19 protein-coding genes and 3 tRNA genes are annotated in these 19,913 nt (G+C 61.8%); 11 read left to right on the top strand and 11 right to left on the bottom strand.

The window, feature by feature from the left end:
* The first annotated feature begins 536 nt into the window (after nucleotides 1–536).
* From KUV41_RS11790 to KUV41_RS11770, 5 genes are all read left to right on the top strand, one after another.
* Nucleotides 537–1,286, top strand: a complete 750-nt coding sequence (locus KUV41_RS11790) for an SDR family oxidoreductase (protein ID WP_222486268.1) — start codon at nucleotides 537–539, stop codon at nucleotides 1,284–1,286.
* 75 nt (nucleotides 1,287–1,361) lie between these two features.
* A complete protein-coding gene (locus KUV41_RS11785; RefSeq protein WP_222486266.1) occupies nucleotides 1,362–2,213 on the top strand; it encodes a fumarylacetoacetate hydrolase family protein in 852 nt (283 codons plus the stop codon).
* Nucleotides 2,210–3,283: a zinc-binding alcohol dehydrogenase family protein gene (locus KUV41_RS11780; RefSeq protein WP_261396020.1), complete on the top strand. Its 1,074-nt coding sequence runs from the start codon at nucleotides 2,210–2,212 to the stop codon at nucleotides 3,281–3,283. Before KUV41_RS11785 ends, KUV41_RS11780 begins: the two co-directional genes overlap by 4 nt.
* Nucleotides 3,284–3,417: 134 nt before the next feature.
* On the top strand, nucleotides 3,418–5,079 hold the full coding sequence (locus KUV41_RS11775) for a UxaA family hydrolase (protein ID WP_222486265.1): 1,662 nt from the start codon (nucleotides 3,418–3,420) through the stop codon (nucleotides 5,077–5,079).
* Nucleotides 5,076–6,248, top strand: coding sequence for a mannitol dehydrogenase (locus tag KUV41_RS11770; protein WP_315900581.1), 1,173 nt, complete (start codon nucleotides 5,076–5,078; stop codon nucleotides 6,246–6,248). The genes KUV41_RS11775 and KUV41_RS11770 overlap by 4 nt, the downstream gene beginning before the upstream one ends.
* Nucleotides 6,249–6,341: 93 nt before the next feature.
* Here the strand turns inward: KUV41_RS11770 and nanR are convergent, their stop codons facing one another.
* The 5 genes from nanR to KUV41_RS11745 all read right to left on the bottom strand — a co-directional run bounded on the left by nanR (nucleotide 6,342) and on the right by KUV41_RS11745 (nucleotide 11,487).
* The gene (gene nanR / locus KUV41_RS11765) at nucleotides 6,342–7,073 is read right to left on the bottom strand and encodes a transcriptional regulator NanR (RefSeq protein WP_222486263.1); all 732 of its coding nucleotides are present in this window, start codon (nucleotides 7,071–7,073) and stop codon (nucleotides 6,342–6,344) included.
* Between the two features lie 173 nt (nucleotides 7,074–7,246).
* Nucleotides 7,247–8,323, bottom strand: coding sequence for an Ldh family oxidoreductase (locus tag KUV41_RS11760; RefSeq protein ID WP_222486261.1), 1,077 nt, complete (start codon nucleotides 8,321–8,323; stop codon nucleotides 7,247–7,249).
* Between the two features lie 96 nt (nucleotides 8,324–8,419).
* The gene (locus KUV41_RS11755) at nucleotides 8,420–9,799 is read right to left on the bottom strand and encodes a TRAP transporter large permease (protein ID WP_224852079.1); all 1,380 of its coding nucleotides are present in this window, start codon (nucleotides 9,797–9,799) and stop codon (nucleotides 8,420–8,422) included.
* Between the two features lie 14 nt (nucleotides 9,800–9,813).
* Nucleotides 9,814–10,440, bottom strand: coding sequence for a TRAP transporter small permease (locus tag KUV41_RS11750; RefSeq protein ID WP_206944549.1), 627 nt, complete (start codon nucleotides 10,438–10,440; stop codon nucleotides 9,814–9,816).
* 48 nt (nucleotides 10,441–10,488) lie between these two features.
* Nucleotides 10,489–11,487 (bottom strand): sialic acid TRAP transporter substrate-binding protein SiaP, encoded by a 999-nt coding sequence (locus KUV41_RS11745; protein WP_222485977.1) that lies wholly within the window; start codon nucleotides 11,485–11,487, stop codon nucleotides 10,489–10,491.
* Between the two features lie 725 nt (nucleotides 11,488–12,212).
* Here KUV41_RS11745 and KUV41_RS11740 point away from each other — a divergent pair.
* From KUV41_RS11740 to KUV41_RS11715, 6 genes are all read left to right on the top strand, one after another.
* On the top strand, nucleotides 12,213–12,857 hold the full coding sequence (locus tag KUV41_RS11740; protein WP_045994188.1) for a response regulator: 645 nt from the start codon (nucleotides 12,213–12,215) through the stop codon (nucleotides 12,855–12,857).
* 312 nt (nucleotides 12,858–13,169) lie between these two features.
* Nucleotides 13,170–14,984, top strand: a complete 1,815-nt coding sequence (uvrC, locus tag KUV41_RS11735; protein WP_222486259.1) for an excinuclease ABC subunit UvrC — start codon at nucleotides 13,170–13,172, stop codon at nucleotides 14,982–14,984.
* Nucleotides 14,985–15,078: 94 nt separating this feature from the next.
* Entirely contained in the window at nucleotides 15,079–15,627 is a 549-nt protein-coding gene (gene pgsA / locus KUV41_RS11730; RefSeq protein WP_206944553.1) for a CDP-diacylglycerol--glycerol-3-phosphate 3-phosphatidyltransferase, read from the top strand.
* Nucleotides 15,628–15,697: 70 nt separating this feature from the next.
* Nucleotides 15,698–15,772, top strand: a tRNA-Gly gene (locus KUV41_RS11725).
* A gap of 25 nt (nucleotides 15,773–15,797) precedes the next feature.
* A tRNA-Cys gene (locus KUV41_RS11720) sits at nucleotides 15,798–15,871 on the top strand.
* Between the two features lie 106 nt (nucleotides 15,872–15,977).
* Nucleotides 15,978–16,064, top strand: a tRNA-Leu gene (locus tag KUV41_RS11715).
* A 6-nt stretch (nucleotides 16,065–16,070) separates the two neighbouring features.
* Here KUV41_RS11715 and KUV41_RS11710 read toward each other — a convergent pair.
* The 6 genes from KUV41_RS11710 to KUV41_RS11685 all read right to left on the bottom strand — a co-directional run bounded on the left by KUV41_RS11710 (nucleotide 16,071) and on the right by KUV41_RS11685 (nucleotide 19,913).
* Entirely contained in the window at nucleotides 16,071–16,913 is an 843-nt protein-coding gene (locus tag KUV41_RS11710; RefSeq protein WP_222486256.1) for a tyrosine-type recombinase/integrase, read from the bottom strand.
* 50 nt (nucleotides 16,914–16,963) lie between these two features.
* Nucleotides 16,964–17,287 carry a helix-turn-helix domain-containing protein gene (locus KUV41_RS11705; RefSeq protein WP_222486255.1) on the bottom strand — a complete coding sequence of 108 codons (324 nt, stop codon included), beginning with the start codon at nucleotides 17,285–17,287 and terminating at the stop codon, nucleotides 16,964–16,966.
* A 153-nt stretch (nucleotides 17,288–17,440) separates the two neighbouring features.
* Entirely contained in the window at nucleotides 17,441–17,659 is a 219-nt protein-coding gene (locus KUV41_RS11700; RefSeq protein ID WP_222486253.1) for a hypothetical protein, read from the bottom strand.
* Nucleotides 17,656–17,976, bottom strand: coding sequence for a hypothetical protein (locus tag KUV41_RS11695; protein ID WP_222486251.1), 321 nt, complete (start codon nucleotides 17,974–17,976; stop codon nucleotides 17,656–17,658). The genes KUV41_RS11700 and KUV41_RS11695 overlap by 4 nt, the downstream gene beginning before the upstream one ends.
* 339 nt (nucleotides 17,977–18,315) lie before the next feature.
* The gene (locus tag KUV41_RS11690) at nucleotides 18,316–19,272 is read right to left on the bottom strand and encodes a recombination-associated protein RdgC (protein ID WP_222486249.1); all 957 of its coding nucleotides are present in this window, start codon (nucleotides 19,270–19,272) and stop codon (nucleotides 18,316–18,318) included.
* 230 nt (nucleotides 19,273–19,502) lie between these two features.
* Nucleotides 19,503–19,913: a hypothetical protein gene (locus KUV41_RS11685; protein WP_222486247.1), complete on the bottom strand. Its 411-nt coding sequence runs from the start codon at nucleotides 19,911–19,913 to the stop codon at nucleotides 19,503–19,505.

Here is a 19,913-nt window from a genome sequence, read left to right as displayed (position 1 = left end):
TATCGCGATGATCAGGCTCGACCAAAGTCGACCCGTTCAGGCAATTGCAATCTCTCGTAGCTACGCCATACTGCACCTACCATCATGCTAGCATCCTGTCATACCACTAAGACTAACGTCGAACAAAAGGGCTCGCCCTGGCGATTCCAGCGTCACGGCCACCATAAGCAAGTCGCGATGCCCTGTTAGGTGCTGCATGAAGACACCGCCGAGCCATAACTGAGGCATAACTGAGGCATACCTGAGCCATCGCCGAGCCGTGACTGAGGAATGGCCGAGCCGTGACTGAGGAATGGCCGAGCAATGACCGAGCTGCGAGACAGCAGAAGAGCACTGTCACGGGCCGGCAGGAGAAGTGAAGAAAAGGACTGAGGTTGCCTCTGAACTCTCGCCGTGGTGGCGGCAGATCAGCAGGTCCGGCGACCAGACTAAGCCAGCCGACACGCTGGGTAAGCAGGTCGCTGTCGCCGAGCAACGAGGTCCACAACGGTCCACAACGATTCACAACAACGATGACCCGGATTACAGGAGTTGCCATGCGCCTGTCAGGAAAGACCGCCTTAATCACCGCCGCAGGTCAGGGCATTGGACGCGCCACCGTCGAACGTTTCTTGGCAGAGGGCGCCGAGGTCCACGCCACCGATATCGACGTGAGCAAGCTGGAGGATCTCGCCGGCACGCCCCGTCTTCACTGCCATCACCTGGACGTGACCCAGCCAAGTGCCATTGACGCCCTCAAGCACTCACTGCCAAGCCTGGATATTCTGTTCAACTGCGCGGGCTACGTGCACAGCGGTAGTCTGCTCGAATGCTCGGAAGACGCCTTCGAGCGCTCCATGGCGATCAACGTCACCGCCATGTACCACACCCTTCGCGCCTTTCTTCCCGGTATGCTGGATGCGGGCGGCGGCAGCATCATCAACATGGCGTCGGTTGCCAGCAGCCTCAAGGGCGTGCCGGGACGCTTCGCCTATGGCACCAGCAAGGCTGCCGTGATCGGCCTGACACGCTCGGTGGCGGCGGACTACGTCACCCATGGCATTCGCTGCAACGCCATTTGCCCGGGGACCGTCGAATCACCTTCCCTGAGCGAACGTATTCGCGCGCAAGCCGACGCGCTAGGCCAGGACGAAGCTCAGGTACGCCAAGCCTTTCTCGATCGTCAGCCCATGGGCAGACTGGGCAAGACGGACGAAATCGCGGCACTGGCCGTCTACCTGGGCTCAGACGAATCGGCCTATACCACCGGCACCTGTCAGATCATCGATGGAGGCTGGCTAGCCTGACGCCAGTCGGCCGTGAGGTCTCGGCGCCTCACTTCGCCGCCCTGTCATTGACACCACAACGCACAAGGACCACCCATGAAACTATTGAGATTCGGCAACCCAGGACAAGAAGCGCCAGGCATCCTTGATCAAGACGGCCGCATTCGCGATCTGTCCGGCGTCCTCGACGATCTTTCCGGCGCAGCACTGGGTCGTGAAAGCCTGGAGAAAATCGCCCGCCTGGATCTTGAGCAACTTCCCCTGGTGCCTGCCGATACTCGCATCGGCCCCTGCGTCGGCAACGTCGGCAAGTTTATCTGTATCGGCCTGAATTACGCCGATCACGCCGCAGAGAGCGGAGCTGAGGTCCCGCCGGAACCGGTCATCTTCAACAAGTGGACCAGCGCTATTTGCGGCCCCGATGACGATGTCATGATTCCCCGCGACTCCAGCAAGACGGACTGGGAAGTGGAGCTCGGTGTCGTCATCGGCAAGGCCGGTCGCTATATCGACGAAGCGGAAGCGCTCGAACATGTTGCCGGCTACTGCGTCGTCAATGACGTGTCGGAGCGTGAGTTTCAGCTCGAGCGCAGCGGCACCTGGGACAAGGGCAAGGGCTGCGACACCTTCGGCCCCCTGGGCCCCTGGCTGGTCACCAAGGATGAAGTCGCTGACCCCCAGGATCTCAACCTCTGGCTTGAAGTCGACGGCAAGCGCTATCAGGACGGCAGCACCAAGACCATGGTGTATCAGGTCGCTTTCCTGGTCAGCTATCTGAGTCGTTTCATGAGCCTGCAGCCGGGCGATGTCATCTCCACCGGCACTCCCCCAGGCGTTGGCCTTGGCCAGAACCCACCGGTCTTCCTGCGCCCGGGCCAGACCATGCGCCTGGGTATCGAAGGGCTGGGCGAGCAGACCCAGAAGGTCATCGCGGATCCGCTGGCATGACCACCCCCGCTGCCCAGATGGATGTCGCCGTCTGTCTCGAGCCCGGTCACCTGCGACTGGAACAGCGCCCCCTTCCCCGGCCGAAGGCCGGGGAAGCGCTGGTGCGCATTCAGCGTATCGGCGTCTGCGGGACCGATATCCATGCCTTCTCCGGTCGTCAGCCCTATTTCTCTTACCCTAGGGTTCTGGGACACGAGCTCGCCGGCACCGTTGAAGCCCTGGCCGATGACGTGCCGGGGGCCTTGCGGGCGCAGCTGCTGGGGCAGCAGGTCTACGTGATTCCCTACCTTCACTGTGGCCAGTGCCGCGCATGCCAGCGCGGCACCACCAACTGCTGCCAGCAGATGCAGGTCGTCGGGGTCCATCAGGACGGTGGTATGGCCGAGTGGCTCACGGTCCCCGTCGGCCATCTTGTTGCTTGCCAGACGCTGACGCTGGATGAGCTGGCGCTGGTGGAATGCCAGGCCATCGGCGCCCACGCGGTGCGTCGCGCCGCCGTCACCGAGCGCGACCTGGTTGCCGTTGTCGGCACCGGTCCCATCGGTATCGGCGTGGCCCAGGTCGCTCGTGCCCAGGGCGCGCGGGTGGTGGTACTGGATAGCAATGCCGAGCGACTGGCGTTCTGCCGCGAGGCGCTTGGCTTCCATGACACCCTACTGGTGGGACAGGACGACCCGGCGCAGCAGCTCGTACAGCTTAACCAAGGTGCCCTGGCCGACGTCGTGTTCGATGCCACCGGCAATCCCGCTGCCATGGAGGCGGGGTTCGAGCTGGTGGGCCACGGCGGACGCTACGTGCTGGTCAGCCTGGTCAAGGCCGACATCCGTTTTCATGACCCCGACTTCCACGCCAAGGAAGTGACCCTGCTGGCCAGCCGCAATGCCACCGGTGAAGACTTCGCCAAGGTGATTGACCTGCTGGCCACTGGCCAGCTCAAGGTCTCCCCGATGATTACCCACCGCGCCGAGTTATGCGAGCTGCCGGACACCATGGCGCAGTGGTGCGACAGCAGCAACGGGGTGATCAAGGCGATGATCAGCGTGCCCGACAGGACAGCGGATCAGTCCTAGAACGCGACAGGCCAGGACACCTATGAGCCAGCTAAAGGCAGACGCGCAATCGCCCCTCTTTCTGGCGCCTGGCCATACCCAGCTTCTCAACACATAACGACAGTATTGACCGTGACGATGAGGACATCACTATCATGACCACGCAAGCCAGCCACGGCGCCTCGACCGCGACCATCGCCACCGACCTGCCGCAGGAAAGCCTGCGCGTGCACCCCGACGACAACGTCCGCGTGGCCTTGCGTGATCTTGCTGTGGGGCAGCAAATCGAAGATGAAGCGGGTTCGCTGACCCTGGTGGAGGCGATCCGCCGCAAGCACAAGTTTGCCCTGGTGGACCTCGCCGAGGGCGACATCGTCACCATGTACGGTGTGACCGTGGGAAAAGCCACCCGAGCCATCGCCAAGGGTAGTGCGATTCGTACCGACAACCTTGAACACTTTACCCATTCGGACACGCCCGTCAGCCGTCGTCAGAGCTGGCAGGGACCGGATGTCTCGCGTTTCGACGGCACCACCTTCGATGGCTACCATCGCCCGGATGGCAACGTCGGCACGGCCAACCTGTGGCTCGTGGTGCCCCTGGTATTCTGCGAAAACCGCAACATCGAGGTGCTGCGCCAATGCGTTGCCGACGCCCTTGGTGACGATCCTTTCCGCGACTACAAGCAGCTGGCGCGCACCATGCTGCACGGCGACACGTCCGCCAGTCTCTCGGCTCCGCTGACGTCTCCCTTCCCCAACGTCGACGGGGTGCGCTTCCTCACCCATACCCTGGGCTGTGGCGGCACTGACGACGACGCCCAGGCATTGTGCAATCTGCTCGCCGGGTACATCACCCATCCCAATGTGGCAGGCGCTACCGTGTTGAGCCTGGGCTGCCAGAAGGCTCAGATCGCCATGCTCAAGCAGGCGGTCGCCACCAAGGATCCCAACGGCCTGCGGCCGGTACACTATCTCGAGCAGCAGGCCAGTGACAGCGAAGATGCGCTGATCGAGCGCGCGCTGGGCACTATCTTCGACGGCCTCAAAGAGGCCAACCAGGTGACCCGTCAGCCGGCTCCCCTTTCCAAGCTGCGCATTGGCGTCGAATGCGGCGGGTCCGATGGTTTCTCCGGTCTGTCTGCCAACCCGGTGGTCGGGGGCACCATCGATCGCCTGGTCACCCTCGGGGGTAGCGGGATTCTCAGCGAATTTCCCGAACTGTGTGGCGTGGAGCATGAGCTGCTGGCCCGCTGTGTCGATGATGCCACCGCCGAACGCTTCTCTAGCCTGATGCAGGCCTATCAGCGACACGCCGAAGCCGTCGGCGCGAGCTTTTCCATGAACCCCTCACCGGGCAATATCCGCGATGGCTTGATCACCGATGCGATGAAGTCTGCAGGGGCCGCCAAGAAGGGCGGGGACAGCCCGGTGGTGGAAGTGCTCGACTACACCGAGACGGCCACTCGGACGGGGCTTGCCCTGCTCTGCTCCCCTGGCAATGATGTCGAGTCCACGACCGCCCTGGCGGGCTCCCACGCCAACCTGATCATCTTTACCACCGGACTGGGCACGCCGACCGGCAACCCGGTCGCCCCTACCTTGAAGGTCGCCAGCAACTCGGAGCTGGCACAGCGCATGTCCGATATCATCGATTTCGACACTGGCGCTGTCATCCGCGGGGAGACGTCCATCGACGAGCTGGCCGATGCGCTGCTGGCACTGTGCATCGAGACCGCCTCCGGGCGCTACACCACCCGTGCGGTAGGCCTCGCCCAACATGACTTCATCCCCTGGAAGCGGGGAGTCTCACTGTGACGTTGGCGCCGACAGAGACACCGGCGACATTGCCTCCGGCGACGCTGATGCAGTTCGGCGTGGGACGTTTCCTGCTCGCCCACGTCGACCTGTTCGCCAGTCAGGCCCGCTCAGCCGGTGGTGACGTCGAGATCATCGCCGTACAGACCTCCGATCGCCCTGCCGGTCGCGGCAAGGCCCGCGCCCTCGCCCAGGCAACAAGCTATCCGGTTCAGCTGCGCGGACGACGCCACGGCGAGCTGATCGACACACGGCTCGCTGTCGACAGCATCACCCGCTCGCTGGTGGCCGCGGAGGACTGGGCGGAGGTACACCGGACCTTCTGCAACGACGTCACCCATGTGGTTTCCAACACCAGCGAATCGGGTTATCTCGTCGCCACCGGAGACAGCCCGCTGGCGCCATGCCCGGTCAGCTTTCCTGCCAAGCTGACCCAGTTGCTCAAGGCACGCTTCGACGCTGATCGCCCCGGGGTCGCGCTGCTCCCCTGTGAACTGCTGACCGACAATGCCGGCGTGCTCAGAGACGTGGTGCTGGGCCTGGCCCGGGACAGCTATCAGGATGCCGCCTTCGAGCAATGGCTCACCGCTGAGTGCGTCTGGGTGCCTACCTTGGTGGATCGTATCGTCTCCGCCGAGCTTGAGCCGGTGGGCGCCGTGGCTGAGCCTTATGGCCTGTGGGCGATTCAGCAGGTGGACGGGCTGACACTTCCCTTTCGGCATGACGATGTGCTGCTGGTGGAGGACCTGGGCCCCTATGAACGTCGCAAGCTTCATCTGCTGAACCTGGCCCATACCTGGCTGGTGGCGCGAGCGCGGCAGCTGGGGGTGATGGAGCAGCTGCCGCTGGTGCGCCAAGCCATGGAGGATCCGCGACTCGGCGGTGAACTCATTGCGATGCTGAGAGAGGAAGTCGTGCCGGTGCTCGATCATGAGTACCCGGGGATGGCGCTCGACGAGTACGTCGACAGCATCATCGAGCGCTTCTGCAACCCCTGGCTGGACCACCAGCTGGTCGATATTGCCCAGAATCATGAACAGAAGCTGGAGCGAAGACTGGCGCCTGTGCTCGCCATGGCAAGACGCCAAGGCAGAGCGCTGCCTCGCCTAGCTGCAGCCCTTGCGCCACACACAAGAGACACGAGAGCGACCCCGCCATCAGCGCAATAGGCTGACAGCAGATACGACGCAGGCCCAGAGGGTTATGCCCCTGGGCCTGCACGTCTGGCAACCAGCACCCACCATACCGACCACCAATACGAGTCAGTCGGCGTCCTGTCGAGAACCCAGCCGTTGCTTCATCTGCAGGTAGGTTCCGTAATGGCGGTCTAGATGACGTCGCATCGCTGACTCGGCAGCTTCGGGGTCACCGGCAGCAATCGCCTCCACAATCTCGGTATGCGCCTCCAGTGCCGCCAGATCCTCTCCGGGTTGTTGCAGCGCCTGGGCCCGACGATCGTCCAGCCATTCAGACAGGGCCTGATGGATGGCATCGTAGATGGGGTTGTGACCGATCCGCGCCAGCACCCCATGAAAGTCGTTGTCGGCGCGTTTGACCGCGGCCTCGTCACCGATGACGGAGCGCTGCGTCTCCAGCGCATCCCTCAGGGCCTGAACCTCTTCATCGGTGGCATGCTGAGCCGCCTGGCGAGCCAGCGCCACTTCGAACAAGGCCCGCGCCTCCTGGAAGTACTGCTGCCCCTCGGGCTTGGCCAACAGCTGTCGAGTGACCCCCGATAGGCGCGCCATCACCGCCTCGGCGGTAGGTCGAATCACCCTGGCGCGGGTGCCACTATTAATGGCGATCAGCCCAAGCTGCTGCAGGTAGAACAAGGCCTCCCTCACCGCAGGGCGGCCAACACCGAACTGCTCCATCAACTCACGCTCTGAGGGCAGCTGATCATTCTCCCCCAACCTGCCTTCCAGAATCTCGGCCTCAAGTTGTTCGGCCACCTGCTCGGACAGCGTCTTGCGCTCCACCCGAAATCTGCTCATCGACGCGTCTCTCCCTCAATCACGCCCCCGAGACATGCGGGGCATGGCGCACATGGTACTGCAACAGGGTGGCCCTGTGGGACTTCCCGCGTCAGCCAGGGCCGCGATGCCCTTGTGCGTCGCTGCTTGTCTGCGGCCCATTGACATCGTTGGCGCGACGAGTGACTTGCTCTTCAGCCCTCGCTGAGGGGCTCAACGCGGTATTGCTCGGCGATACGGCGATAGGCATCCCGCTGGGCATGATCCAATGGAATCCCCTCGGCACGTCGCTCGCGACGGGTCTGCCACTCTCGGTCTCCTGGCGCCAATACCTTCGCTTCTGCGCTTGACGCCATACCGCGCAAATCCCTGAGGTAGTCACCCATGCGCTGCGCAAACTCGCCTTGGCCTGCAAAGGCGTCTGGATGCATCACCAGAAAGAAGTGGCCGACACCTCTCGGTGTGTGCATGTCGGGACCGCCCATGGGCAATAGATGGAAGCCATGGACCATATTGGACAGCGTCGAGCTAAGCACCTCGACCATGCCCGCCAGCCCCGCCCCCTTGAAGCCGAAGCTGCCTCCACCTAATGGCAGCAGCGCTTCCACCCGCTTGGCGTCAGTGGTAGTGGTGCCGTTGCCATCCGCGGCAATGTCGGGCGGCAGCGGCCGATCAATGGCGGCATACTGCTGCACCCTGTTCCAGGGCACCGCGCTGGTGGCCATGTCCAACAGATAGGGGTCGTCGTTCTCCACCGGTGCGGCAAAGGCGATGGGGTTGGTGCCGTGGAAGGGGGCCTGACTACCATGCAGCAGAACAAACGGATCGGAATTGCAGAACGCCATGCCGATCAGCCCCTGTTCCGCCGCAGCCAGGGCATAGCATCCCGCCGCACCGAAGTGAGAAGAATGACCGACGGCTACCGCACCCATTCCGGCCTGCCTTGCCATGGCGGCAGCGTGCTCCATCGCCCGGTAACCCGCCAGGTGGCCCAGGCCATTGTCTGCGTCCAGCACTCCTGTGGCGGCGAGACGCTGTTCAAAGCGCATCTCGGGACTGCCATTGATGCGCCCTCCCTGCAACGCCTGCAGGTAGTGTGGCAGCAGCCGCAGACCGTGACTGTCGGTGCCCATCAGTGACGCCGTGACGAGGGCTCGGCTCACCGCCTGCTGCGACGCGGTATCGGCCCCCGCCGCCGCCAGCGCCTGTTGGATAAAGCGACTCAGGTCGTCGTGGCCCACCCTGCAGGCCAAGTATTGGCTGTGACTCATGTCGAGATCCTCGCGTGTCCTTGCGTGTGGTGAAATCCGTCCGGCATGGCGGGGAGCCCTTCACTCACCCGCCACACCCCGACGCGACGGCGTAACTCAGCGATAGACCAGCGTCGGCAACCATAGGGAGATCGCCGGAATGAAGGTGACCAGCGCCAAAGCCACGACCAGCGGCACCAGGAACGGCAGGGTTCCCCGCATGCATTTCTCGAAGGAGATATTCGATACCCGGGAGAGCACGTACAGCACCATCCCCACCGGCGGCGTCAGCAGCCCGATCATCAGGTTAAGTACCATGATGACGCCGAAGTGCACCGGATCGACGCCCGAGGCCACCGCCACCGGCAGCAGTACCGGCACCAGAATGGTGATGGCGGCGATGGTTTCCATGAAACATCCCACCACGATCAGCACCAGGTTGATGATCAGCAAGACCGCAATCGGATTGTCCTGGAACGGGCCGAGCAGCCCCATCACGTGCTGGGTGACCTGGTTGCTGGTCAGTATCCAGGCAAAGATCGAGGCGCCGGCGACGATGAACAGGATCACCGCCGTGGTCTCGATGGTCTCGAAGCTGACCTTCAGCAGCCGTCGCCAGGTCAGGGTCCGGTAGACCAGCCCGCCAAGAATCAAGGCATACACCACCGCGGCGATGGCCGCCTCCGTGGGCGTGAACGCCCCGGTCACAATGCCGCCCACGATGATGACCGGAGTCAGCAGCGACAGCAGCGCCCTGGAAAAGGTCTGGCCCAGCACCGACACCGAAAAGCGCGCGTCACGCTGATAGCCACGACGACGGGACAACCAGGTAATCATCAGCATCAGGGTCAGCCCCATCAGCAGGCCCGGCACCAACCCTGCCGCGAACAGCTGGCCCACGGATACCGACGCCATCACACCATAGATGACCATCGGCAGGCTGGGCGGAATAATCGGGCCGATGGTGGATGACGCAGCGGTGATACCGACCGCGAACTCCTGGTCGTATCCCGCGTCACGCATGGCCTTGATCTCGATGGTACCCAGCCCCCCGGCATCTGCCACGGCGGCGCCGGACATGCCAGAGAACACGATGCTTGCGCCCACGTTGACGTGCCCCAGGCCACCGCGCATCCAGCCCATCAAGGCCTTGGCGAAATCGAAGATGCGTGTGGTAATGCCGCCGTTGTTCATCAGGTTGCCGGCCAGGATAAAGAAGGGAATCGCCAGCAACGGAAAACTGTCGATACCATTGATCATCCGGTGCACCACGACCACATCGGGCACCCGCCCGGTGAGCAGGACGTACATGAGGCACGAGCCAGCCAGACTGATCGCGATAGGCACGCCACAGACCAGCAAGGTGAACAGCGACGCAAACAAGAACGACAGATGGTAGTCAAACAGCGCCAGCCCAACGCACCCAACAACCGCCATCGCCGCCACGATGGGCGGGATGACGGAGCCGCGTCGAGCGCTGATCATAGCTTCAGTCATGTTGTTATTCCTTGTCAGTCGTCTTCACGGCACATCAGTTCGCTCTCGCCCGTCTTCCAGTGGCGAATCGCCAGCTGAATGGAGCGCACCAGCATCAGCACCACGCCGACGAAGACCACGTAGTAAAGCAGGCTCTTGGGCAGGTCTATCGACACCATCATCGAATTGGTGCGTCCCGCCAGCTGCCAGGTAATCCAGGCCAGCATGCCGAGAAAGGCAATCCGCACCAGGTCGACCAGGGTCCACATGGTGCGGGCGACCGGCTCCGACAGATAGCGATAGAAGAACTCCACTGCGATATGCGAGCCCTTGCGCGCCGCCATGGCGCTGCCAAGAAACCCGACGGCGACCAGCAGGTAGCGAGCGATCTCTTCCGTCCAGGCCAGCGAGTTGCCGAGGACATAGCGGCTGAAGAACTGCACAAAGACATCCAGCGCCAGTAACCAGAACACCACCAAGGTCAGGTAGTCCTCGAGGCCAACGTCACCCTTGCGAATGGCGTCGTCGTCCTCGGGAACGTCAAATGCGACGGTTGTTTGCTGGCTCGGGCCTTGCCCCGAAGATGGGCCGGCATCGGGTGACGGGCGCGCCGCCCCATCAGGTGCATGATGGATGTCAGCACCTTCATCAGAATGTGTCATCGATAGTCTCCTTCGGGGAGGGCGACCGGCGCCCTCCCCGGCCGTCAATTACTGGCCGATGGCCTGGAGACGGTCGTAGGTTTCCTGATCCCAGGTCGCCACGTCACCGTTATGGGCAGGCAATACCGCCTCACGGAAAGGTTCGGTATCGACCTCGTTGACCGTGACGCCCTGCTCTTCGAACCAGGCGATCAAGTCCTGCTCCTGTTGCAGGATATCTGCGGTGATCTTCTCGCCGGCTTGCTGGTAGACATCGCGGAAGATCGCCCGATCCTCCTCGGACAGCCGATTCCACAGCGGGCCGCCAGCGATAGTGATCAGCGAGTCGGTAATGTGGCCGGTCAGGTTGATGTAGTCCTGCACTTCATAGAATGCCTTGGCCTTGATCGTGGGCAGCGGGTTTTCCTGCGCATCCACCACGCCCTGCTGCAGGGCCAGATAGACTTCGGCGAAGGCAATCGGGGTCGGGTTGGCACCGACCGCCTCGGGGAACATCATGTACATCGGTGCGTTGGGCACCCGAATCTTGAGATCCTCCATGTCCGCCGGAGTATTGATGGCCACATTAGAGGTAGTGTGGCGCTTGCCATAGTAGTTCATGGCCAGCGGGACGTTGCCCGTGGCCTCTTCATAGCCCTGGGCGATCTCGGCGAAGAGGTCACTGTCCACATAGGCCTGCCAGTGGTCGACGTCGCGGAACATGTAGGGAGCCCCGGCAATGCCAATCGGACCGTAGGAACGGCCAGCGAATTGATTGCCGGTAAAGATCAGATCGACGGTACCAAGACTTAGCCCCTCATTGATGTCCGCTTCCTTACCCAGAGAAGATGCAGGGTGCACTTCAACGGAATAGCGACCATCGGTTCGCTTCTCGATTTCTTCTCCTGCCCACACCGCCCACTCGTGATAGGGCTCGGACGTTTCGTAGACGTGGGCAAAGGTCAGGGTCTCTGCCTGAGCCGCAGCGGACATACTCAGGCCGACGGCGACCGCCAGGAGGGATCGACGTGCGAGACGGTGTGACGACTGGCGTTGGTTGGAGCGCATCTTGTTATTCTCCCGTGCTCTTGGACGGATGGATGAGGGACCGGTAAACCGCGAGTCAAGCTGCCGCCCTGACAGGACGACTGTATACGTGTCATACCAGTCAGGCTGAATCTAGATGTGCATCACATCCTGTGCAAGCGTGTCAGGGATCAACTTTGGTCGACCAGGCACCGCTAGAGTGCCATCGCTACCGTGCTACCGATACCCGACATGCGCAGCAAGGCAGGCGTCTCACAGGTGCCTCACCCCGATGATTCCCACGACAACCTCACCCACGATTGATCTCGGTCAACCATCTGAGTCAGTTCGGAGAATAGTACGTCGCCGAAGATCCCCCTCAATCACCAATAAAGTGTGCACTCTCACCTTTAACGGGGCATCGAGCATGCCTATTTTCACCCTTATCGTCATCACGACTGATACACTACAGCGGCAAAGTTGATAGAGGTAAGCCAGTTCGACCAATATGTTGCGAGCTCTGTATCACTTGTGACCAAGCGCCCGCATATAAGTAAAACGCAAAGCATTAACCGCTTAACAAAGAACGGGCACACTATCAATATTGCTATGCCGGAAACGTCGCTACCCCCTGGCAACCCAATTCCCCTTAGGAACAAACTGTGACAACCTACCGCAAAGCATCATGAGAAGGACTCTGACGGAGCATTGGCTCTACTCGGTCAACCCCATGGTCCCAGACATCACCTTTTCCAGGAGTATCGGCATTGATCAGAGTTCTCGTCGCTGACGATCATCACCTGGTTCGCACCAGTATCGTTCATCTGCTGAACGCAGAAAAAGACATCAATGTGGTGGGCGAGGCTGCCGATGGTGAAGAAGCCATTGCGCAGACCCGGCGCCTCAACCCGGATGTGGTGGTCATGGACATACGCATGCCAGGCATCGGGGGCTTGGAGGCGACGCGCAAGATCCGGCGCCTGACCTCGGATATCCGCATTCTGGTGCTGACCGCCTTTATCGAAGAGGCCTTTGCCCAGCGCCTGCTGGAAGCCGGTGCCCATGGGTTTATCAGCAAGGGCTCCCAGCATGACGAAATGGTGAAGGCTATCCGCGCGGTATTTGCCGGCCAGCGCTTTGTCAGCCCGGAGATCGCCCAGCGGCTGGTGCTGTCACGCATCGATCACGAAGAAAACCCCTTTGATCAGCTGTCCCAGCGCGAGCTACAAGTGGCCATGATGATTGTCAACGCCCAGCGTGTTGCCGACATTGCGGATCGCATGTTCTTAAGCCCCAAGACGGTCAACACCTACCGCTATCGCATTTTCGAAAAGCTCGGGGTCAACTCCGATGTGGCGTTGACTCACCTGGGCCTGCGACACGGGCTGGTCGAGGGCTTCAAGGAAGACTGACGCCATGGCGGCGCGCCGACCCCTCTCATCTGCCATCAGATGTCGGCGCGCGTACCCTGTGACGGTCTGTCGAACGTCCCTTCTCTTTTTCTTTTCTGTTTCAGCCCCAGCCCCAACCAATGCAGCATGTCGTCCCCACGTTCCCTAGGCCGTCCTTCTTGCTGATAGCGCCCTCCGCTTCCTCAAGACGTTTGCCTGGATTCTTGCCCTCCTGCACCGACAACCTGGTGCGCAGCAATTGACGCAGCGTGCTCATTGCTCTGGTAGCATGGCTCGACGATGCTACGCCAACGGAACACGCCACGCTCGCCTATGACCTTCGACGCTCGACGCTTTCTTGAGACGGTCAGTGAATCGCCCGGTATCTACCGGATGTACGATGACCAGTCCAACACCCTGTACATTGGCAAGGCTCGTCGTCTCAAGCCTCGTCTCGCCAGCTATTTCCGCGGCGCCTTGAATGCCAAGACACAGGCGCTGGTGAGCCGCATCCACGATATACAGGTCACGGTCACCAACAGCGAGACGGAAGCTCTGCTGCTCGAGCAGACCCTGATCAAGCAGCTGCGCCCGCCGTACAACATCCTGCTGCGTGACGACAAGTCGTATCCTTTTGTGTTTGTCAGCGATCGACACCCCTATCCCGCGCTGGAGTACAAGCGCGCCCGTACACGGCACCAGGACGGGCGGTATTTCGGCCCCTATCCGAGCAGCAACGCGGTACGAGACACCTTGTCCTTGATGCAGAAGGTGTTTCGCATCCGCAATTGCGAGGACAGTGTCTTCGCCCACCGCACTCGTCCCTGTCTGCAGTACCAGATCCAGCGCTGCAGTGCTCCCTGTGTCGACTACATCAGCGAAGAGGACTATCGCCGCGATATCGAGCATGCCATTCAGTGCCTGGAGGGACGCAGCGAGGCGGTCAGCAAGGAGCTGACCGAGGAAATGGAAGCCGCCAGTGAGGCACTGAATTTCGAGGAGGCCGCGCGCCTGAGAGACCAGCTTCAAGACCTTCGCCGCCTGCAGCAGCGCCAGGTCGTGGATACTGGCAGCGGCGACGCTGATGCCTTTGCGCTGGCCTCACAGCCCGGCGCGCTGTGCATCTCGGTGCTGTCTATTCGACAGGGACGCCTGCTGGGCGCGCGCCACTACAGTCCCACCAACAACCTGGACCTGGGGGAAGCGCAGCTGCTGGGCGACTTCGTCAGCCAGTACTATCTCGGACAGGCCAGGGAAATCCCTTCTGACGTGCTGACCAGTCACCCGGTACCGGATGCGGAGCTGATCGCCAGCGCGCTCAGCGAAAATGCTGGGCGACGCATTCGCCTGACCGACAAGGTGCGTGGTCATCGCGCCCAGTGGCGGGAGCTGGCCAGGACCAACGCCGAGCAGCAGCTGGCGGGACAGCTGGCGAATCAGACCCAGCTGGCCAAGCGCTTTGAAGACTTGCGCCAGGCACTCGACCTTGAACACACCCCCCAGCGGCTTGAGTGCTTTGACATCAGCCACAGCCACGGCGAAGCGACGGTGGCCTCCTGTGTTGTCTTCGACCAGGACGGACCGCGCAAGAGCGACTATCGCCGATTCAACATCAAGAACATCGCGCCAGGGGATGACTATGCGGCGATGCAGCAGGCGTTGACCCGGCGCTTCAAGCGCCTGGCGGAAGGCGAAGGGGTGCTCCCCGATATTCTGGTAGTGGACGGCGGCAAGGGTCAGCTCAACATGGCACGGGACGTGCTCGCTGACCTCGGCGTTACCCAGGTCCAGCTACTCGGCGTCGCCAAGGGCACTACCCGCAAGGCCGGGCTTGAAACGCTGTACGTCGATACTGTCGATCGCAGCTTAGCGCTGCCCCCCACCTCGCCCGGTCTTCATCTGATCCAGCATATACGCGATGAATCTCATCGCTTCGCCATCGCCGGTCACCGGGCAAAACGCGACAAGGCCAGGCGCACCTCAACCCTGCAGGATATCCCCGGCGTCGGGCCCAAACGCCGCCGCGAGCTCCTGCGCTTCTTCGGTGGACTGCAAGGCATCAAGCAGGCCACCAAGGATGAGCTGGCTCGCGTCCCTGGCATCAGCGCGACCATGGCCGACACAATTCACCGCGCTCTGCATGGATGAGTTGAGGTATCGCGGATAGAATGGACCACCCTGACGGGGCACCGCGCATCCCCGACCCCTATTACAGCACCCTCCAGCAAGGACAGCGGTATCCATGAACATTCCCAACATTCTGACCCTGGCACGCATCGTCTTCATTCCTCTGCTGGTGGTACTTTTCTACCTCCCTTTCGAATCCAGCATGCTGGTCGCTGCGGCGCTCTTCGGACTGGCCTCGGTGACCGACTGGCTGGACGGTTATCTGGCACGCAAGTGGGATCAATCCACGCCCTTCGGCGCCTTCCTCGACCCCGTGGCCGACAAGCTGATGGTGGCGGTGGCGCTGGCCCTGCTGATCGAGCGCTATGACGCAGCCTGGCTGACACTTCCCGCCCTGGTGATCATCGGGCGAGAGATCGTCATCTCGGCCCTGCGTGAATGGATGGCGGAGATGGGCAAGCGAGGCTCAGTTGCCGTTTCATGGATCGGCAAGGTCAAGACCACGCTGCAGATGGTGGCGCTGCTGTTGCTGCTGGCCTTCCCGCCTGGACACCTGATCGCAGAGGCGGGCGTCGCAACCCTCTACGCTGCCGCCATTCTGACCCTGTGGTCGATGATCCAGTACCTGCGGGCCGCTTGGCCCCATCTGGCTCGCTCGCTCTGATAAAAACATCGACTCGAGGAAAAGCGTTTGACAGTCACCGACTTATCCGTATAATACGTCCTCGAGTCAGGCGGGAATAGCTCAGTGGTAGAGCACAACCTTGCCAAGGTTGGGGTCGCGAGTTCGAATCTCGTTTCCCGCTCCATCAACATACGATGGTTGACTCTTGAGGCTGGATGGCAGAGTGGTTATGCAGCGGACTGCAACTCCGTGTACGCCGGTTCGATTCCGACTCCAGCCTCCATCTTTTCTTTTCAGACCCCCCATACTCTGGAAAGTCTGATGGTTGCCCTGCCGCATTAGGTACAACGGCACCCCTCCTCTATTGCCACATGGCTGGCGATCTTGTTGCCCGGATGGCGAAATTGGTAGACGCAAGGGACTTAAAATCCCTCGGTGGCAACACCGTGCCGGTTCGAGCCCGGCTCCGGGCACCAGTAATATCAATGCCTTACGCTACCTAGTCCCTCGGCGCCCTCCTCAGTGGTCGCAATTTGGTCGCAAAGCTTCGGCAACCTGCCCGCCACATGATCCAGACGCGAGTCGAACATATGCGCGTAGCGACTGGTCACCACCAAGCTGCTGTGGCCCAGTAACGCCTGCACCGTCGTCATCACTTCTCCTGCCTCAGCCAGTAGGCTGGCATAGGTATGGCGTAGGTCATGAAAACGCAGATCGTCACGCCTGATAGCCCGTCGCGCAGCTTCAAAAGCCCTCCTCAGTTGGTGAGGGTCAGATGCAAACGGAAGATTGGCCACCAAGGCCGCACCGTCTTCCGGGAGCGGCACTACCCGAGCCTTGCCGCTTTTGGTCTGCCCTGGTCGCAGCAGAATGCGACCACCTTGGATGTTGCCTGGTTCCAACGACAGAAGTTCGCCGCGGCGCAGCCCAGTCAAAGCAGCCAACGTGATGATTCGCCGCTCCTCCGGACAATCCTCTGGCACCGCCTCAACCAAGCGACGAATGTCTCCCGCAGTCAGGTAGACATGACGCTCGTTTTTCGGAGTAGGCTTGCGCAACTTGCCGTCCAGCGGCTGATCCAGCCAATCCCACTCCCGATACGCAAGGCTCAGCACTCGCTTGACCACCTGGGTTCGGTTATTGATCGTGCTTTGGCTGAGCCGCCTCTTGCGCATATCCTTCTGCATCGCCCGGGCGGCATCCAGCACCTCATGACCAAGAAGCACGTCTTGCGCGTTCTCGTCGAACCAGCGGGCGACTGCACGAATGCTCGCACCCTGGCTGTTCGTGTCATACTCCTCGACCCAGCGCAGAAGACCCTCCATGAAGGTTCTTCGCTCCTGCCTTCCCATGAGGCCATTGAATTGAGCCTCGTTCAGTTCAGCCTCTCGCTTCGTTGCGAACTGCTTTGCTTCCTTTTCCGTGACAAACGTTCGTTGATATCTGCCGCGCTCACCCGACTCGGTGACGATCCACCTTCTCCGAGATGCGCGGTATCGAACCGTGATACCCATTTTTGTTGCTCCCCCCGTGAGGGGCCGCGCTTGCAGCTCTCAATGTAAGCGTCGACCGCCTCTCGCTCAAACCTAACGTTGCCGCCCAGGGCGACATAGCCAATCAGGTGCTTGATCGCATAGACCTTGCGCTCACTGATGGCCAAGAGTTCCGCCACCTCGCTCGGCGGCATCAGGGGTGTCATGATCAAGCTCTCCTTTACGGCAAAAGAAAGCCGCCTCAGTGGGCGGCGGTTATCGTCCGGATCCGTTTCTCTGCTCTCTGTACGCCCGCCCCGCCTCTCGCAGGACCAGCGCAACGCCAGCCATAATCAGCAGGCCGAGAATGATGGCTGCGATCATGCCGCCACCAGGCTGATCTTCTTCTCTGGGCCACAGTGTGCAACGCGCTCCCAGGCGTCATAGGCGTCAAACACACCGGCTTCGTCCATATCGGCGGTGTACCCCTGCGCGCTACACCTCCACCACATGTGCCATTCGCCAGACCAGATCCGCACGCGGTCGAAGCGCTCCAGCTTCTCGGGGTGCTTCTTGATGTGCTGCTGTGTCAGTTTCATGCGTTCCAGCTCCGGTCGGGCTCCGCGTCCCAACGGCAAAAGTCGAGGAAGGTTTCGAAGCAATCGCCATATTCCAGATAGCGCTTGTATCGACGCTGGCTGGCCGTCATGCGACGTACACGCCCCAGACCGTGGTATTCCACCCGCCACGTGGGGTGACACCTGGAAATGCAGCTTGGCTTGTCGGCGTCGAACAACACGCCGATGCAATGGCCCTGGTCCTCTGCGATAACTCCTGGCCGCCCATCCACCGTGACGCGCCGCCCCGCGCAGGCCGGCACCTGGTAGAAGGCCCGAATGTGTTCGAAGTCACTCATCCCGCCTTCCTCCATGCCGGTATACCGTCGAGGGTACCGTCCCGCTGTATGCGCCCACCGTCATGCCACTGCCGTATGGCCTCTTGAGCAGCCTCGGGAACGCGCACCGATCGTGCGTTGCTGACGACAGCTGTGAGGCTTGCGGCGACGTGCCGGGCGCTGAAGCGCACCGGCAGCCCCTCCCGTACCCTGACCTCTTGGTACACGGACACCAGGCCGCGCAGTCTGTCTACTCGCTGCATACCCACTCCCTCCACATCTGATCGGCGAGCGCCTGCTCGATAGCCCTGGCGCCGACCTCGCCCCAGACCTCGATGTCGTTGATCCACTCGGCTGGTGTCATGCGGCACCCTGCCTCAACAGGTCATCCTTGTGGCCCGCGCCGTACTGCTGGGCTTCGCCGCCCATCCACTCCACAACGCGATCCACGCTTTCGCCCAAGGCCTGAGCCATCAGCAGGAAGTCAGTCTCGAGGCGCGCCACAGCGTCATCGCCGTCATCGGCCTCGTTCGCCTCATCAATCAGCGCGTCATCGAAGCGAATTGCCTTGATGGCCAGGTCATCGTGGAGCACGAAGGTCATACGCCCCTCGATGCCCAGGGCGAGCTTGCTTGCCTGGCGCCCGCTCTCTAGCAGGTGCTGCATGTCATCGCTGTCCAAGTCCACTTGGCGGCCTCGCACGACGCCGTCATCACCTTTTGCCTTGAGCTCGACCTGATCCCCGATCTGCATGTCGGCCGGTCGGCTGCCAGGATCGCGAAGCCAAGTCGTCATGGCGCGCATTGGAAGGGTCTGAGTGGAAAGTGGCGTGACCTTGAGGCTGCCCAGTGTCTCGCGCAGCAGGTCCAGGGCTTCCTCTGCACGCTTGCGGCTCGAGGTGGCCACGCCGATCAGGTTTCGGCTCACGTCCCACCACACGTCGAATCGCTGCGTCCGCACGAATGCCCGCGGCAACAGTTCCTCGTAAACCTGCTCCTTGATTGCCTGCTTCTCTTGGCGGCGCAGCTTTCTGCACTCCTCCGCCTCGATCACATCGACTCGCTCCTCGACTTCCTCTCGCACCACTGAGGCCGGTAGGATCCGCTCTTGCCGGCACATGCTCATGAGGCAATGACTCTGAAGCTCATGCAGGTGGCGATCACTTCCGCGACCTGCCGGGGGCACCCAGCCAACGCGACGTGCTTCGCTGCCACTGAGGGGGCGCAACGCCTGCTCGCCCAGCGCTTGTTCCAGCCACTCCAGGCTTGAGATATGAGCGCTGTGAACGCGGTAGAGATGGAGATTCTTGAACCACATGATCGTGCTCCCATGAAAAAGCCCCGGCGCGTGCCGAGGCTGGAAAAGAAATTGCCGCTTCACGTGCGGCACCCGGCCACCCCTGACGCCTCCCGCTTTCGGCGGTACTCACGTCTGGCTTGCACCAGATAGCAAGGGAGGACGGCGCCCGAGTGGCTGACGGTGTTATATCGCCACCTCCGCCTGGGCTGGGCTCCGGTCATTGGCGCCACCGGGCACGGCGCGTTTATTCATGCCGCCCGCTTGATCCGCAGGCGCATTCGATAGGCGTTGCTGGCTTGGCGACGGGCCGCGTTGATGCTGGCCTGAAACTGGACCGAAGCGGGCATCAGCTTGACCCGGTTATTGATGCTGGAATAACAGGTCGATATGCCCTGAAGCCGCAGGTAGCTGACGACCTGACGAATGGACATGCACTGGACCTCGATGCAGTCCTGCACCGTTCGATCGATGTCCGTCCAGTCACGCCGACGCCACGCCCCTTGGCGAATGGGATCGGTAAACCCACTGCGCCTGGCAAGGCCGCATACCTGGTCACGCCCAAGCCCCAGCTCTGTCGCGATGTCCTGGTAGGTGGCACCCTCATCGAGACGCCGCTTCACATACCGTTTTTCCGTGGTCTTCCATTGGTGCTGTTCCAT

The organism is Halomonas sp. DP8Y7-1 (assembly GCF_019801685.1).
GTDB classification, from domain to species: domain Bacteria; phylum Pseudomonadota; class Gammaproteobacteria; order Pseudomonadales; family Halomonadaceae; genus Halomonas; species Halomonas litopenaei_A.
Note: the sequence above shows the minus strand (reverse complement) of the source record. Positions and strands in the feature narration are given on the sequence as shown.